Origin of the sequence: Paenimyroides baculatum, from assembly GCF_008629655.1 — a bacterium.
GTDB lineage: Bacteria > Bacteroidota > Bacteroidia > Flavobacteriales > Flavobacteriaceae > Flavobacterium > Flavobacterium baculatum.
In genome coordinates this window covers 294,915-310,275 of the sequence record NZ_VWSG01000001.1, presented here as the reverse complement: position 1 = coordinate 310,275, position 15,361 = coordinate 294,915, and the positions used below count along the sequence as shown (strand labels likewise).

13 protein-coding genes are annotated in these 15,361 nt (G+C 36.7%); 1 reads left to right on the top strand and 12 read right to left on the bottom strand.

What is annotated here, in order from left to right; all coding sequences use genetic code 11:
* Positions 1 to 7: 7 nt before the first annotated feature.
* The 7 genes from F0460_RS01570 to F0460_RS01540 are packed head-to-tail and all read right to left on the bottom strand — an operon-like array spanning position 8 to position 9,623.
* On the bottom strand, positions 8 to 1,195 hold the full coding sequence (locus tag F0460_RS01570) for a cytochrome c oxidase subunit II (RefSeq protein ID WP_150009582.1): 1,188 nt from the start codon (positions 1,193 to 1,195) through the stop codon (positions 8 to 10).
* A 19-nt stretch (positions 1,196 to 1,214) separates the two neighbouring features.
* Positions 1,215 to 2,726: a quinol:cytochrome C oxidoreductase gene (locus F0460_RS01565; RefSeq protein ID WP_150009580.1), complete on the bottom strand. Its 1,512-nt coding sequence runs from the start codon at positions 2,724 to 2,726 to the stop codon at positions 1,215 to 1,217.
* A 27-nt stretch (positions 2,727 to 2,753) separates the two neighbouring features.
* Positions 2,754 to 3,302: a c-type cytochrome gene (locus F0460_RS01560; RefSeq protein WP_150009578.1), complete on the bottom strand. Its 549-nt coding sequence runs from the start codon at positions 3,300 to 3,302 to the stop codon at positions 2,754 to 2,756.
* 8 nt (positions 3,303 to 3,310) lie between these two features.
* Positions 3,311 to 3,835, bottom strand: coding sequence for a DUF3341 domain-containing protein (locus tag F0460_RS01555; RefSeq protein WP_150009576.1), 525 nt, complete (start codon positions 3,833 to 3,835; stop codon positions 3,311 to 3,313).
* A 6-nt stretch (positions 3,836 to 3,841) separates the two neighbouring features.
* On the bottom strand, positions 3,842 to 5,245 hold the full coding sequence (gene nrfD, locus F0460_RS01550) for an NrfD/PsrC family molybdoenzyme membrane anchor subunit (RefSeq protein WP_150009574.1): 1,404 nt from the start codon (positions 5,243 to 5,245) through the stop codon (positions 3,842 to 3,844).
* Between the two features lie 35 nt (positions 5,246 to 5,280).
* Positions 5,281 to 8,322, bottom strand: coding sequence for a TAT-variant-translocated molybdopterin oxidoreductase (locus tag F0460_RS01545; RefSeq protein ID WP_150009572.1), 3,042 nt, complete (start codon positions 8,320 to 8,322; stop codon positions 5,281 to 5,283).
* A 29-nt stretch (positions 8,323 to 8,351) separates the two neighbouring features.
* Positions 8,352 to 9,623, bottom strand: coding sequence for a c-type cytochrome (locus tag F0460_RS01540; RefSeq protein WP_150009570.1), 1,272 nt, complete (start codon positions 9,621 to 9,623; stop codon positions 8,352 to 8,354).
* 219 nt (positions 9,624 to 9,842) lie between these two features.
* Here F0460_RS01540 and F0460_RS01535 point away from each other — a divergent pair, with 219 nt between their 5' ends.
* Positions 9,843 to 10,232, top strand: coding sequence for an SPOR domain-containing protein (locus tag F0460_RS01535; protein WP_150009568.1), 390 nt, complete (start codon positions 9,843 to 9,845; stop codon positions 10,230 to 10,232).
* 62 nt (positions 10,233 to 10,294) lie between these two features.
* Here F0460_RS01535 and F0460_RS01530 read toward each other — a convergent pair whose 3' ends face one another.
* The 5 genes from F0460_RS01530 to F0460_RS01510 all read right to left on the bottom strand — a co-directional run bounded on the left by F0460_RS01530 (position 10,295) and on the right by F0460_RS01510 (position 15,328).
* Entirely contained in the window at positions 10,295 to 12,553 is a 2,259-nt protein-coding gene (locus tag F0460_RS01530; RefSeq protein WP_150009566.1) for a cation:proton antiporter, read from the bottom strand.
* 303 nt (positions 12,554 to 12,856) lie between these two features.
* Positions 12,857 to 13,558: a LytR/AlgR family response regulator transcription factor gene (locus tag F0460_RS01525; RefSeq protein WP_150009564.1), complete on the bottom strand. Its 702-nt coding sequence runs from the start codon at positions 13,556 to 13,558 to the stop codon at positions 12,857 to 12,859.
* Positions 13,558 to 14,268, bottom strand: coding sequence for a sensor histidine kinase (locus F0460_RS01520; RefSeq protein ID WP_150009562.1), 711 nt, complete (start codon positions 14,266 to 14,268; stop codon positions 13,558 to 13,560). Before F0460_RS01520 ends, F0460_RS01525 begins: the two co-directional genes overlap by 1 nt.
* A complete protein-coding gene (locus F0460_RS01515) occupies positions 14,268 to 14,687 on the bottom strand; it encodes a hypothetical protein (protein WP_150009560.1) in 420 nt (139 codons plus the stop codon). The genes F0460_RS01520 and F0460_RS01515 overlap by 1 nt, the downstream gene beginning before the upstream one ends.
* A gap of 2 nt (positions 14,688 to 14,689) precedes the next feature.
* Positions 14,690 to 15,328, bottom strand: a complete 639-nt coding sequence (locus F0460_RS01510) for a hypothetical protein (protein ID WP_150009558.1) — start codon at positions 15,326 to 15,328, stop codon at positions 14,690 to 14,692.
* Positions 15,329 to 15,361 lie beyond the last annotated feature (33 nt).

The window sequence follows — 15,361 nt, the reverse complement described above, 5'->3', positions numbered from 1 at the left end:
AAACAAATTATTTAATTACTTGAGCAACTACTGCTGTAGTATCAACTACAATTTGTGGTTCTGCTACTGGAGTTTGAACCGGCTGTGCTTCAACTTTCGGAGCTGCAGCAGCAGCTTTTTCTTCAGCTACTTGTTTTCCTAATTTAGGTTGTTGACCTATCCATTTTTTAAACTCGTTTTCTGTTTCAACTATAACTTTTGCTTGCATGTTATAGTGTGAACGACCACATATTTTGTTACACAATAAAATATAGTCAAACGTATATGGCTCTAAACCAGGCTCACCTTTTTCAACCAGCTTTTTGCTGTGTTTGTTGCGTGCTTCGTTGATTTTGTTTACACGGTCTACAATTTCTTCACGGTCTCTCATTTCTGTAGTAGTAACCGTTGGTGTCATTGCAAACTGCGTAACCATACCAGGAACAGTATTCATTTGTGCACGGAAGTGTGGGAAATAAGCAGAGTGTAAAACGTCTTGAGAACGCATTTTCAACACTACTTTTTTACCAACTGGCAAGTGTAATTCTTTTGTTACAACATCGTCTTGTGCATTTGGATCTGCCATATCGGCACCAACAACGTTGATTCCTTCAATAAAACGAACGTTTGCTTTACCTAATACGTTATCGTCACCTGCATAACGGAAATCCCAGTTGAACTGTTTTGCGTAAACTTCTACGTAAATCACTTCTTCTTCCTCGTCGTAATGCATAATGTTGTTCCAAGCGTATAATCCGTATAAGATCAATCCTGCTAAAACAATTACCGGAATAATTGTCCAGATAAACTCTAACTTATCATTATCAGCAAAGAATTCTGCTTTTCTGTCTTTATTACCACGGTATGCAAATGCAAAGTAGTGTAATAAAAACTGCGTTAAGAATTGAACAAAGAAGACAACTAATAAAGTAATCCACATTAGCTGGTCAACATCTTTACCATGTTCAGAAGCAGAATTGCTTAACAACGGCATATAACCCCATTTAACACAGCTATAAATTGTGAAAATGTAGATGAATGCCAGGAATCCGAACATTAAATATCCGTTGATATTATTGTCTTTATGTGTAGCAACCTGTGTCTTGTAATCTTCGCCAACGTGTTGTTTGCTCTGAGTTAAGTCGAAAATCTTAGTTAATTGCCAAACTGCAATTCCTAATAAAGCTACAATAACTAATATTAATAAACTCGTCATTTGTTTATTACTTTAAATATTAATAATGAAAATGTTTACTTTCTTCTACCATTGGATTATTCTTAACCAATAACGGAGCTTTAGCAATTGCCGAGAATCCGACAAAGATAAACAATCCGCCAAAGAACAATACAGATCCTATTTCGGCAGCACCAATAAACCAAGATGCACCAACAGTTCCAGGCATAATCATATTAAAGAAGTCTAAATAGTGACCTGCAATAATACATGCACCTGCCATAACGATAATCCAAGATAATCGTTTAAAGTCTGTATTAATTAATAATAATATAGGTAATAAAAAGTTTAACGCCAGCATACCAAAGAAAGGCAAGTTGTATTCTTCTATTCTGAAAATGAAGTACGTTACCTCTTCAGGAATGTTTGCATACCACATTAACATGAATTGAGAGAACCATAAGTACGTCCAGAAGATAGATAAACCGAACATGAATTTAGCTAAATCGTGAATGTGTGATGTGTTTACAAATTCTAACAATCCTTTGTTTTTAAGATATAATGTTGCCAACGCAATAATAGTTACCGCTGTTACAAAGAATGATGCAAATACATACCAACCGAACAATGTTGAATACCAGTGTGTATCGATTGACATGATCCAATCCCATGACATGATAGATTCTGTTATGATGAAAAACACCAAGTAACCTGCTGCCAATTTAAAGTTCTTTTTGAAGTACGTTAAATCGCCTGTTTCATCTAATGCCAATGAATTTCTACGAGATAAAATTCTAAATAAATTCCATCCTCCTAAAAACAATACAGCACGGATTAAAAAGAACGGTATGTTTAAGAAACCTGTTTTTCCTGCGATAAGCGGATCGTTTGCTACAACATCAGCATCCATCCAAATAAATAAATGGTTCAAATGTGCCGAACTAGCCAATAATAGTAAGAAAAACAATACAGAACCTGGTAACAAGTAAGCTGATAAGCCTTCCATTACACGGAATAATACCGGTGACCAACCTGCTGATGCAGCATATTGTATTTGATTGAATGTAAAAATACCTAAAGAAATAAGCATGAAAAAGATACACCCAACGTAAACAGCAGCCCAAGGTTTGTTTTGTAACTGGTGTAATACGTGCTCTAAATGTTTTGTGTGTTCTGCGTGCGCATCATGCGTATCTGCTTTTGCAACGTGTGCATTCGCTTCAGCATGTGCCGGAGTCACTTCTGTTACATGTGCAATGTGTGTTTCCGTTGAATCTGCAGCGTGAGCAGTACTATCATTAATAACAGCAGTTACAGTTGCAGTGTGTTCCTCATGATTTGCTGCATGTGCATCGTGACTAGCTGTATTTGCTCCATGAGCAGTAGCTTCGCCATGTGCAGGTGCTGCATGAGCATCGTGCGAACCATGACCACCATGATGTTGCTCGCTTAAAATTGCTTCAACCTCTTCAACTGTTTTAGGTGCCGTAAGAAAGCCATAAGCTATCCCGATGATCCCCAAAGCCATTAAAATAATAGAAAAGGTTTTTAATTTGCCTGAAAATGTGTACATATCTAAACTTTCAAATAAGTTTTACAATTATAATTCCGATTTCAATTTTAACACATAAGCAGCTACCATCCATCTTTCGGTTTGTGTTAACTGGTTCTTATGTGATCCCATTGCGTTCAATCCGTACGTTACAACGTGGTAAATACCACCTTCTGTCAACTCACGTTCAGCATAACTTGGTACTCCCAGGAATTTTTCTCTCTTAACTAAATTACCTTTTCCGTCTCCTGCATCACCGTGGCAAATTGCACAGTAAATAGTGTATAACTGCTTTGCTTTATCTAAATCGCCTGAAGTAATTGAATCTAAAGGAGATTTTGAATTTAGTCTTGCCGCAGCTAAACCTGCCGGTGTATTTGGATACTCTTCAGGTGTAAATCCGCGAGGTACTGATCCCTGTGCAGGCACCTGACCCTCTTTTCCGTTTTTAAATGCGCTTGATTCAGAATATGTTTCGTAGGCTACAGACTCGTACATATTAGGAAATAACTGATAATTAGGTTTTTCCTTATTAAAACAAGATGTAGCTAAAGTTGAAACTGCTGCCAACGCAACTATTTTATATAAACTCTTCATTTTTACTACTAATGTTTATCGATTACTTTAACTTCTACTGCACCGGTGTTTCTAAAGAACTCTAAAGCTTCTTCTTCGCTACCGTGTAAAGCAACTTCCATTAAAAAATGATCATCGGTTGTTCTTACATCAGGGTTTTCTGCTTTTTTAAACGGCCATAATCTACTTCTTAAAAAGAAAGTAATAACCATTAAATGGGCTGCAAAGAAAACGGTTAATTCAAACATAATAGGCACAAATGATGGCATATTTTGAATGTAACTGAAACTTGGTTTTCCACCAATATCCTGTGGCCAATCTTGAATCATAATGTAATTCATCATGAAGGTTGCGAAAGACAAACCACATAAACCATAGATAAATGCACAAATTGCTAATCGCGTTGGTTTTAATCCCATTGCTTTATCTAAACCGTGTACAGGAAAAGGTGTAAAAACCTCTTCGATATGATGATGTGCAGCTCTGGTTGTTTTTACTGCATCCATTAAAACATCATCATCATTGTATAATACGTGTAAAACTTTTGTACTCATAATTTATTAATGATTATGTGAATGGTTTTCGTTCTCTCTCTTTTTCTTGTAATTCTCACCAGAAGATTTTAAAATTGTTTTAACCTCTGCTTGTGCAATTACAGGGAATGTTCTAGAGTATAATAAGAATAATACAAAGAAGAACCCTATTGTTCCGATATAAATACCTGCATCTACAAATGTTGGTTGGAACATTGTCCAAGACGATGGTAAATAATCACGGTGTAATGATGTTACGATGATCACGAAACGCTCAAACCACATACCGATGTTTACGATAATTGATATAATGAACGATCCTAAAATTGATGTACGTATCTTTTTAAACCACATTACCTGCGGAGAAATTACGTTACACGTCATCATTAACCAGTATGACCACCAGTAAGGACCTGTTGCACGGTTTAAGAAAGCGTATTGTTCATACTCTACTCCCGAATACCAAGCTACCCATAACTCTGTGATATATGCAATACCAACAACCGAACCTGTAATCATTACAATGATGTTCATTAATTCGATATGCTGAATGGTAATATAATCTTCTAAACTTACAACTTTACGCATAATGATCAAAAGCGTGTTTACCATGGCAAACCCAGAGAAGATCGCACCCGCAACGAAGTAAGGTGGTAAAATGGTTGTATGCCAACCTGGAATTACCGACGTAGCAAAGTCAAAAGATACAATGGTGTGTACCGAAAGTACTAATGGCGTCGCTAAACCTGCCAATACTAAAGATACTTCTTCAAAACGTTGCCAGTCTTTTGCACGACCAGACCATCCGAATGATAAAGTAGAATAAATTCTTTTTGAAAAAGGTGTTACCGCTCTATCACGTAACATGGCGAAATCTGGTAATAAACCTGTCCACCAGAAAACCAATGATACAGATAAATACGTAGAGATCGCAAATACGTCCCATAATAACGGTGAGTTAAAGTTAACCCATAACGACCCGAACTGGTTTGGCATTGGTAATACCCAGTAAGCCAACCATGGACGACCCATGTGAATAATTGGGAACAAACCTGCCTGAACTACAGAGAAAATGGTCATTGCTTCTGCAGAACGGTTAATAGCCATTCTCCATTTCTGACGGAATAATAATAATACAGCCGAGATAAGTGTACCTGCGTGACCGATACCTACCCACCAAACAAAGTTGGTAATATCCCAAGCCCATCCTACAGTTTTATTTAATCCCCATGTACCAATACCTGTACCAATTGTATAAACCATACAACCAGCTCCCCAAAGGAATGCAATTAAAGCAATAGTGAAAACAGTCCACCATTGTTTATTCGCACGTGTTTCTACAGGTCTAGCAACATCTACCGTTATATCGTGATATGATTTATCACCAATAACTAAAGGTTTTCTAATGGGTGCTTCGTAATGTGACGACATAATCCTTTATTATAATGTTTCTAATTAATACTAACTTATACGTTTCTAACTTTAACATGGTAGAACACATTTGGTTTAGTACCGATATGCTCTAACAAATGATATCTTCTGTCATCTTCAAACAATGTAGCAACTTCAGACTCTTTATCGTTAACATCTCCAAAAACCATTGATCCTGATGTACATGCTGCAGAACAAGCTACTTCAAACTCATCTCCGCTTATTGCTCTACCTTCTCTCTTCGCTTTTAAGATGCTCGCTTGTGTCATTTGAATACATAATGAACATTTTTCCATAACTCCACGAGAACGTACATTAACATCTGGGTTTAATACCATACGTCCTAAATCATCGTTCATGTGGTAATCAAACGCATCGTTTTGGCTGTATAAGAACCAGTTGAAACGACGTACTTTGTACGGACAGTTGTTTGCACAGTAACGTGTACCAACACAACGGTTATACGCCATATGGTTTTGACCTTGACGACCGTGAGATGTTGCAGCAACCGGACAAACCGTTTCACAAGGTGCGTGGTTACAGTGCTGACACATTACCGGTTGGAAAACTACCTGTGGATTGTCTGCTGGATGCTCTAAACCGTTAAATGTACTGATGTTTTCCATTAAACCTTTAGCAGCATTCTTTGTAGTTACATCTTCTGCAAAAGTATCTTCAGAAGAATAATATCTATCGATACGTAACCAGTGCATATCGCGTGATCTTCTTACTTCGGCTTTACCAACAACAGGAACGTTGTTTTCTGCGTGACATGCAATAACACATGCTCCACAACCTGTACAAGAATTCAAATCGATAGACAAGTTGAAATGATGTCCTGCCGAACGATCAAACTCTTCCCAGATATCAACTGTTGATGCTTCAACCGACTGGTGATCTAAAGATACATGTGGTTTAACATTCCACTCTTTAACATCTTTTGTATTAAAGATCTCTAATGTAGTATCCTTAACAATATCTCCACGACCCATTAAAGTTCTTTGCAACTGAACACAAGCAAACTCATGATCACCTGTACCTACTTCAACAGATACGTTTTGTGTATTATTAAAATCTTTGTATAATTTGTAAGCATTAACACCTACTTGCATTTCTTCTTTTAAGGCAGATTTACGTCCGTAACCAAACGCTAAACCTAAAGTACCTTTTGCCTGACCTGGTTGGATAAATGCAGGAACATCCTCTAAAACAGTATCACCTACTTTTAAAGTAACGTAAGATCCGTTTAAACCACCGTTTGCAACATTGTAGTTTTTAATACCTAATGCTTCCGCATCAGCTTTAGAAACTGTTAAATAGTTATCCCAAGAAACACGTGTGATAGGATCAGGAAACTCTTGTAACCAAGGGTTGTTTGCCTGTTGACCATCTCCCATTCCTGTTTTTGAGTACAATACCAACTCTAAACCAGCAGCTTTTTTAGTTGCAGCTAAAGCAGATGCAGCTCCACCAAAATCAGCAGACGCAGCAGCCGAACCTGTAACTTCTACAGCAGAAAAACCGTCATGAACCATTTGGTTCCAAGTTTTCCCGTTAGTTAAACCAGCACCAGCTGTTTTTAAATAATCGTAGAAAGATTCTGTTTTACCTAACCAAGTTAATAAACCTTCTTGGAATTGTTTTGTATTGAATAACGGACGAATTGTTGGCTGCGTAATAGAATAATGTCCTTTGCGCATTTGAACATCGCCCCATGATTCTAAATAATGAGGTGCTGCAGCAGCGATTGTAGTTAAAGATACTGTTTCGTCTTCACGTAATGAAAAAGCAGCAGAAAGCTTCACTTTTTTCAATCCTTCAGCAAAAGCAGCTCCGTTTGATAATGTATAAACCGGGTTTACATTGTTCATAATTAATGTATGAACCAAACCTGCATTCATGTCTTTTACCAACTGGGTAACTTCTTTATTGTTACCACCGCGTACATATTTAGCTTGTGCAGGGTTAAAAGCAACCGAACCTAATGCCTGGTTAATAGCAAAAACTAATAACTGTGCATTTACATCGTCTAAACCTGAAACCAACACACCCGCAGAACCTGCAGCTTTTAATTGTTGTGCCGCTTTTGTAACTTCTGCATCGGCAGCAGTATTTGTAACTGCTACAGCATTACCTGTAACAATATTGTATATCTTAACTAAAGCTAATTTTTGATCTGCAACAGTTAACGGAATACGTTTGTCTGCATTTGCACCAGATAAAGACATGTTTGCCTCGATCTGAATGTGTTTAGACATTTTTCCGTTTTTAGGAACGCGGCCTTTAGCATATTCGCTATCGTATCCGCCACCTTGCCAGTCTCCTAAGAAATCTGCACCAACAGAAACAATTACATCAGCTTTTCCAAAATTGTAATCAGCCATTGCTCGTTCACCGTAAGCCTGCTGATAAGCATCTAAAGCAGCATCAGATCCTACCGCATCGTGTACGATATGCTTCGCTGTTGGATAAGCAGCTTTGAATTCTGCTATTAACTTATCTGTAGACGGCGATGCCATAGTGTTTGTTAATAAAACAATCTGACCTGTCGCAGCTGTTAAACTTGCTTTTATTTTCTGATCAACATCAGACCAAGAAGCAGCTTTGCCTTCAATTTTTGGTTGCTTTAAGCGTAAACTGTCATATAAAGACAATACAGAAGCGTGTACACGTGCGTTTGCACCTGTTAATGCGCTTTCCATAAAGTTATTTTCTACTTTAATAGGACGGCCTTCACGTGTTTTAATTAACACGTTTACGAAATCAAATCCATCTGCAACAGTAGTTGCGTAAAAATCAGCAACACCAGGAATAATTTCCTCTGGTTGAAATACATAAGGAATAGACTTTTTAACTGGTCCTTCACACGCTGCTAAAGAAGCTGCAGCTGTAGAAAATCCAACGTATTTCAAAAAGTCTCTACGAGATGTTGATGAAGACGACAACGCATTTTTGTCTCCAAGAAAATCCTCGGTTGGAATCTCTTCAACAAACTCATTGTTTCTTAGCGTCTCAACAATAGAACTGTTCTCGTTAAGTTCCTCAACACTTTTCCAGTATTTTTTGTTTGATGCCATTGTATATATATTAGCTTCTTAAATTATTATTAATAGTGACATTTACCACACTCTAAACCACCTAACTGTGCTGCTGTTAATTTCTCAACACCATACTTTTTAGATAATTCTTCGTGAATTTTAGCGTAGTACTCGTTATCCTTAACGTTTACTTCCGTTTCACGGTGACATTCAATACACCAACCCATTGTTAATGGCGAATGTTGTCTCATAATTTCCATAGATTCAACAGGACCGTGACAAGTTTGACATTCTAAACCTGCAACAGAAACGTGTTGTGAGTGGTTAAAGTAAACAAAATCTGGAAGATTGTGAATACGTACCCATTTAACTGGTTTCTCTTTACCTGTGTATGCCTGTTTTGCCGGATCCCATCCTACTGCGTCATAAATCTTTTGAATTTCTGCAGTATAGAATTCTTTACTGTAATCTACATAAGTAGAATCTGCACTTCCTGTAAACTCTGTAATATTCTTGTGACAGTTCATACAAACATTCAAAGAAGGAATTCCCGATGTTTTAGACGTACGTGCCGAAGAGTGACAATATTTACAGTCGATACCGTTTTCACCTGCGTGAATTTTGTGCGAGAAGTGAATTGGCTGGATAGGCTCGTAATTTTGATCAACACCAACCTGCATCATAAACCCGAAAGCAAAGTATGCACCTGTTAACATTAACAAGATTACTGAAGTAATTACCAAGAACTGGTTTTTTACAAAAGCTTTCCAAATTGGCAACGATTTAGTTTCGTTTACCGTTAAGTTGTTTCTATCGGCAACTTTGTTTAACACTCTTCTTACCAATACCAGCATTACTACCAACATTGCAAGAACAACGATTAAACCGCCTAAAACAACCATTTCAGAAACACCGCTTGATGCACCACCACCCGCTTGAGCAGTTCCTGGCGCTGGAGCTTTCACTTCTGGTTTTGGTTCTGATGTATAAGCGATGATGTTATCGATATCTTCATCAGATAAATTAGGAAACGAGTTCATTGGAACCTTGTTCCACTCGTTAAAAATCTTAACAGCTGCTGCATCGCCAGATTTGATTAAACCTGAACTGTCTTTAATCCATTTATGCAACCAATCGGTTGAATGGCGATCAATAACACCTCTTAAAGAAGGTCCTGTTGAATTAGCATCCAGCTTGTGACAAGCTGCACAGTTTGCATTAAATAACTCTTTACCTTTTGCAACATCTTGAGCAAAAGATCCTGTAGAAAATGTTAACACAAATGTTAAACACAAGAAAAGAATCCTTGAAAACGAAGTATGGTTACCCACTTTTTTCATAGTTAAAAAAATGATTATCAACTAATTTTGGCACCGGTTTTCCTATATTTTACTATAGTATTTGCGTTACCTTATTTATAAACTTTGACAAAAATACAACATAACACGCAGTAATTAAAACCTAATAAAAGGCAAAACTTAATTTATAACAATTCTAAATAAATTCTTAAATTCTATTTTGACGATAATTTTTTAATTTTGTAGTAAAATTTACTCATTATGAAGAATTTAAGAACTTATAAAGTTTTTATTATATTTATTTTAACATTTGTTGCAGGGCAAAATGTCAACGCACAAATTAATGTTATTGAAAACAGCGAACAAAAAACCATTGATCTGTTATTGGAACGAAAAATGAGCCAGAACAATCAGTTTTCACTTTACACAAATTATTCGGTACAGCTTAAAAACGGTTTAAAAGAAGATGTTGAAAGCATGTATAAAGATTTTACAACGCAAAATCCTGATATCGATGCTACCATTATTTATGCTAACCCTAAATTTAAATTGGTTGTAGGCAATTACAAGAATAAAATTGAAGCAGAACATCTGTTGAAAAAAATTGCAGGCAAATATCCCGATGCTTTTGTAGTAAAGCTAAAAAATTAAAAAAGCAGCACAATTGTGCTGCTTTCCGTTTTAATTAGGGTTTGGTTGGTTGTAATAATTATTTAAGGCTTTATTAATAGTAGCGATGTAGTATTTTTTAGCCAGTTGTATTTTTTATCGATCATATTACGCCACGATTTTACGGTTGTAAGAATAAGATCCTGTTGCTGGATCAGATTCAAATCGATTTCCGTGTCAGACAATACTGAAATATGATTAGGCTTTGCTTGTTCTATCAAACGGATTTCTTCTTTAATAAACGTATTTGTTTTTAAATGACCTTTAATATCCATAATTACAATCTGCGAATCGTTGTTCTGAATAAACTTCAATATAAACGGAATTAACTTTTTATCGCTTTCATGGAAAAACGGCACAAAGATCTTATTCACTTCTTCCAGGTTTTTGTCGATAAAAATTCCGACAGGTATTTTAGAGTTGGTGATTACGTAACGCGTTTGATCGTCGAACGGAGAATAATCAAAGAACTTTTCCTTACCAATTACTTTATCAACAATGATTTCGGGATTAACAATACGCGTGGTAAAGCCTAACAATCTTCCCAGAATAGTGCCATCGTAAATAGACGAACCTAGTTCCATTAAAATTAAATCATAATTACCTTTGTGCGCTACATCAACAATTTCTGAATTTACGTCGGTAGATACTTTATAAAGATTGATTAATTTCTGATTGATCTTATGAGCTTCTTCTTCGATAGGCGAAAATATCTTTTCCTCGTATTTGTTATCCATTAAATCAACATCACTACTGTTTACCAAATGCAGTGCAGTAACAACCGAATTTTCCTGCTGGTTTTTGGTAAACGTATTCGCAAGCTTCAACAGATTTTTTCCGGTAGTGATTCGTTCAAAATAAAACAGAATCTTAAACTTGGTTTCATTCAGAATTTCTTCGGCACTCTGGGTTTTATCCTTATAAATTCGGTTCAGAAAATCTAATATCGGTCCGGTCATAAAAGTAGTAACCAATGCCATAATTACCATCATTGCGAAAACTTCGGGCGTTAAAACGCCTAATTCGTAACCAATGTTCAAGGCAACCAGTTCCATTAATCCGCGGGTATTCATTAAAGCACCAATGGTTAAACTATCTTTCCAACTTTGTCCTACATACTTGGCGGCGGCGGCACTACCAACAAATTTTCCTACCACGGCAACCAGAATAATGACTCCGGTCATTTTCCATAACGATATATCGTTCAATAAACCTATTTCGGTTCTTAAGCCGGTATAAACAAAGAATAACGGTAAGAACAGTATCACAGCAACGTCTTCTACTTTCTCAACGAATATGTGGCGGAACTTATGATTATCGGGCATGATCGCACCTGCCATAAACGCACCGAACAGCGCATGAATACCAATGATTTCTGTTAGGTACGATGATAAAATCAACACCAGTAAAAATATGGCAACAACCGGCTTGCTCAATGTTTTGTTATTAGCATTTAAATTACCTATGTGACGCAAAAACGGACGAACCAGTTTAAGCATTACTATTACATACACAATTGCCAGCACAATTACATACAAAGCACTTACAAACGAACCTGCTTTTACAATGGCAATTACTACTGCCAGAATACACCAGGCAGTGATATCATCGGCAGCGGCAGCTGTCAGTACTACAGTACCCAATTTTGTTTTCTGTATACCGCGTTCTTGAACAATACGTGCCAACACCGGGAAAGCCGTAATACTCATTGCAATTCCCATAAAAAGGGCAAACGATAAAAAGTTGATTCCGTCTGGGGCGTACTGCGTGTAGGTATAATATGCCAGCACCATGCCTAATGTAAACGGAATAATGATACTTGCATGACTAATTACAACAGCATCCTGCGCCTTGCTTTTAAGAACCTTTAGATCAAGTTCCATTCCAATGACGAACATGAAGAGAATCAATCCAACCTGACTTAAAAGCTGTAAATTCCCTAATGATTCTAATGGAAACAAAGCTGCCGAGGCTTCGGGAAAATACATTCCGAATAAGGATGGTCCCAAAACAATACCTGCAATGATTTCGCCGATTACTGCGGGCTGACCAATTTTGTTGAACAGCCAACCGAAGAAACGAGCGGCTATTACAATGGCAATGATCTGCATTAACAGTAATGCCAACGGATGATGAAGATTATTTATAAACGAATCTAAAAATTCCTGCCAATCATTTTTATCTGAAGCTACATTTACGACATCGACTTCAAGGAATTTTCCCCTGTTAACCGTTAGGTACATTATAAAGGAGAAAACAACAATTACAGCCCCGTAAAAAATAGAATTCTTGTACTTGCGCATGTGTGTTATTTTAAATTTCACACAAAAGTGCTAAACCTAGCTCAAACACTTGTTAACGTTGTAAAATAAAACGCAGATAATGTAACAAAACGTAAAAAAGTTGTAATAAAGACGAATGAATAACTTTTACTTTGCAGTGCATGTCATTCCGTGCTTGACACGGACACGAGCTTGCGAACTGGCGAAGCAATCGCATCATAAATATCATCATTTTTTAATCTTGTGAGATGCTGAAACAAGTTCAGCATGACCTAGAAGCGTAAAATTAAAGCTTGATATGACTTTCACAACAATCTCCTATATTTATAACAGCATTAAAAATTCGTTTCTAAAGTTGATGCCTATTGTAAAGGTTTTAGGTTTACCATCGATTAAAATTTTAGATACAATTTCATCATGCGAGTAGTAGTTCACACTGTTCATAGCAATGATTTCGCGCTTGTTGATACGAGAAAATTTTCCGGTTGGTAGAATTTCCTTTAGTTTTTCAAAGGAATTATTTTTAACCAATAGTGTGGTTTCATCTTTAAAATGAATGATTTTATCGCGGCTGTCAACATCGGAAACCGTAATATAAAAAACATCGTTGGTGTTGATGATGCTTTTTCCTTTTTCGGAATTCAGCGTAATATATTCCGAAACCTGTTTGGCTTCTTTTGTTAGCTTTTCAATTTTACGGAATGCTTTTTCCAATCGATCTTTCTGTACCGGTTTCGTAATGTAATCGATCACTTCCAAATCAAACGCTTCTACGGCAAAATCGCGATAGGCTGTGGTAAAAACAATGTGCTTCTCCGATAATAAATTTGCAATCTGCAAGCCGTTGATCGACGGCATTTCGATATCGGAAACACAAACATCAAAATCCAATTCGTCTTTTTCCTGAATAAATTTTTCGGCGTTATTGTAGGCTTTCACAACCTCAACCCCGCTAATCTGCTCGCACAACAACTTCAAATATTGCAGTGCAAGCAACTCATCATCTAACAAAACACAGCGCAGCATTATTCTTCTAATTTAATTTTTAATGATACAGAATAAACCTGATCGTGGATACTTTTCTGCAGTTTGTATCGATCTTCATAAAGATGCTTCAATCGTTTTTCCAAACTGCTAACACCAATCCCGCCGCTTGTTTTAGCCAACGGAGTTTGAACCGATATTTTGTTGGATACCGAAAGCGTAAAATAACCGTTGTTCAATTCGACAACTATCGAAATAAAAGAATCGTTGTTCTGGGCATCGGCATGTTTAAAGGCATTCTCAATTAAATCGATTGCTACTAAAGGCGCAATAACTTTTCGTTCTAAAAACGGATCGCGGTCATCTATCAAAATTTTGGTTCGCAAATCAAAAAGCGGACTCAACTTTATTTTATTGATCTCGATTAAATTCTTTATAAAATTGATTTCATCGCGCGGTGTTACCAGCTGTTTTGGGGTTTTATATAAAACATAATCCAACACATTCGATAATTTCTCGATGGTATAATACGATTGATAAACGTGCGACTGTATAGAATTCAGTACATTTTTAAACAAATGCTGGTTTAAACGCGTATCGATATTTTCTAACTCAATAGTTTCGTACTTGCGTTCTAAATAACCGGTTGATTTATTATAATCTTCGATTGTTTGCTTGTATTTGCGCATTCTGAACCAGAAATAGCCAACAGCAACAATCAGCACTAAAATTATATAGTCTTTAAAGCCCATTAGTCGTTTACAACAATTGGTTTAGCAGGTGCTTTTGTGCTTACATCCATCACAGGAACCAAACCTTCTGCAGGCATATAGATGATTTGAGGAAGCGAGCCTTTATCTGCCAATTTCTCTAAAGTTCTAATAAACAAATATTGATTATAAGTTGTATTTAATGTTCCGTTTTCCAACTTCATTGCTTCTGCCATACCACGTGCGCGCTCAACTTCTGCCTGTGCATTTAGTTTTTCGGCTTCTAAACGGGCTTTAGCTTCTTCAATTAAAATTTTACGGTTTTGTTCTGCCTTTGCCATTTCTGCTTTACCAGCCATTTCCTGTTGCCAAACATTGTAAACCGGCAACCCAACCATTAACACCACAACCAGAATTGCAATGGCTACAAATACAATTACTAATGCTTTTGAATTTTTCATAATTAATCTAATGCTCCTTTTATTGTAAAGCCTAAAGATACAATATAATTTCTAAAATCGCTTGGTTTTGTAAAGTCGCCCTTGCCGAAAGCAAACTGATAACCCGCATTTCCGGTCACATATATTGCGGTATTACTTTTAGGATCGATGTTTGCCAATTTTACAGATAAATCAATATTAGGCGTTAATGAAAAATAGGCATCTCGGTTTAAACGAACAGGTGTTTTAACTACTGTTGTTACTCCTGTTTCTTCGTCATAATGTTCCTCTATTTTCAGCTGATTTTTATCGCGCAACGTACTTAAAGAAAGTCCCGGAGAAATTCCCATTGCAAACTGAAACTTACTTTCGTTAACCACATCGTACTGCAACGGTACATTGATACCCAAATAATGCATAATAGAATTATTGGTATCGTACCCAAAACCATGCGTAAACTTATCGTTTGTATAGATGTAGTTGTTCCCGATAGAGAAAGCATCGGTGATGTAATATCTTAAACCGACTTCGGCTCCTAAACGGTTGCTGTTAAAAACCGGCAAAACAGTTGCTTTTGCGGTAAACGCCAAATCGTTTTGTTGCGATTGAGCGAATGTTATTTGTGTAAACAAAAATGCTGATAAAAGTAGTGCGTGTTTCATAATGTTAGATTTTTCTTCTGCCAATACAAAAAG

Excerpts from the sequence above, each read along its gene's own strand:
- F0460_RS01560 (WP_150009578.1), bottom strand. The coding sequence starts at position 3,302 with ATGAAGAGTTTATATAAAATAGTTGCGTTGGCAGCAGTTTCAACTTTA.
- nrfD (WP_150009574.1), bottom strand. The coding sequence starts at position 5,245 with ATGTCGTCACATTACGAAGCACCCATTAGAAAACCTTTAGTTATTGGT.
- F0460_RS01535 (WP_150009568.1), top strand. The coding sequence starts at position 9,843 with ATGAAGAATTTAAGAACTTATAAAGTTTTTATTATATTTATTTTAACA.
- F0460_RS01520 (WP_150009562.1), bottom strand. The coding sequence starts at position 14,268 with ATGGGCTTTAAAGACTATATAATTTTAGTGCTGATTGTTGCTGTTGGC.
- F0460_RS01515 (WP_150009560.1), bottom strand. The coding sequence starts at position 14,687 with ATGAAAAATTCAAAAGCATTAGTAATTGTATTTGTAGCCATTGCAATT.
- F0460_RS01570 (WP_150009582.1), bottom strand. The coding sequence starts at position 1,195 with ATGACGAGTTTATTAATATTAGTTATTGTAGCTTTATTAGGAATTGCA.
- F0460_RS01525 (WP_150009564.1), bottom strand. The coding sequence starts at position 13,558 with ATGCTGCGCTGTGTTTTGTTAGATGATGAGTTGCTTGCACTGCAATAT.
- F0460_RS01530 (WP_150009566.1), bottom strand. The coding sequence starts at position 12,553 with ATGCGCAAGTACAAGAATTCTATTTTTTACGGGGCTGTAATTGTTGTT.
- F0460_RS01565 (WP_150009580.1), bottom strand. The coding sequence starts at position 2,726 with ATGTACACATTTTCAGGCAAATTAAAAACCTTTTCTATTATTTTAATG.
- F0460_RS01545 (WP_150009572.1), bottom strand. The coding sequence starts at position 8,322 with ATGGCATCAAACAAAAAATACTGGAAAAGTGTTGAGGAACTTAACGAG.
- F0460_RS01510 (WP_150009558.1), bottom strand. The coding sequence starts at position 15,328 with ATGAAACACGCACTACTTTTATCAGCATTTTTGTTTACACAAATAACA.
- F0460_RS01555 (WP_150009576.1), bottom strand. The coding sequence starts at position 3,835 with ATGAGTACAAAAGTTTTACACGTATTATACAATGATGATGATGTTTTA.
- F0460_RS01540 (WP_150009570.1), bottom strand. The coding sequence starts at position 9,623 with ATGAAAAAAGTGGGTAACCATACTTCGTTTTCAAGGATTCTTTTCTTG.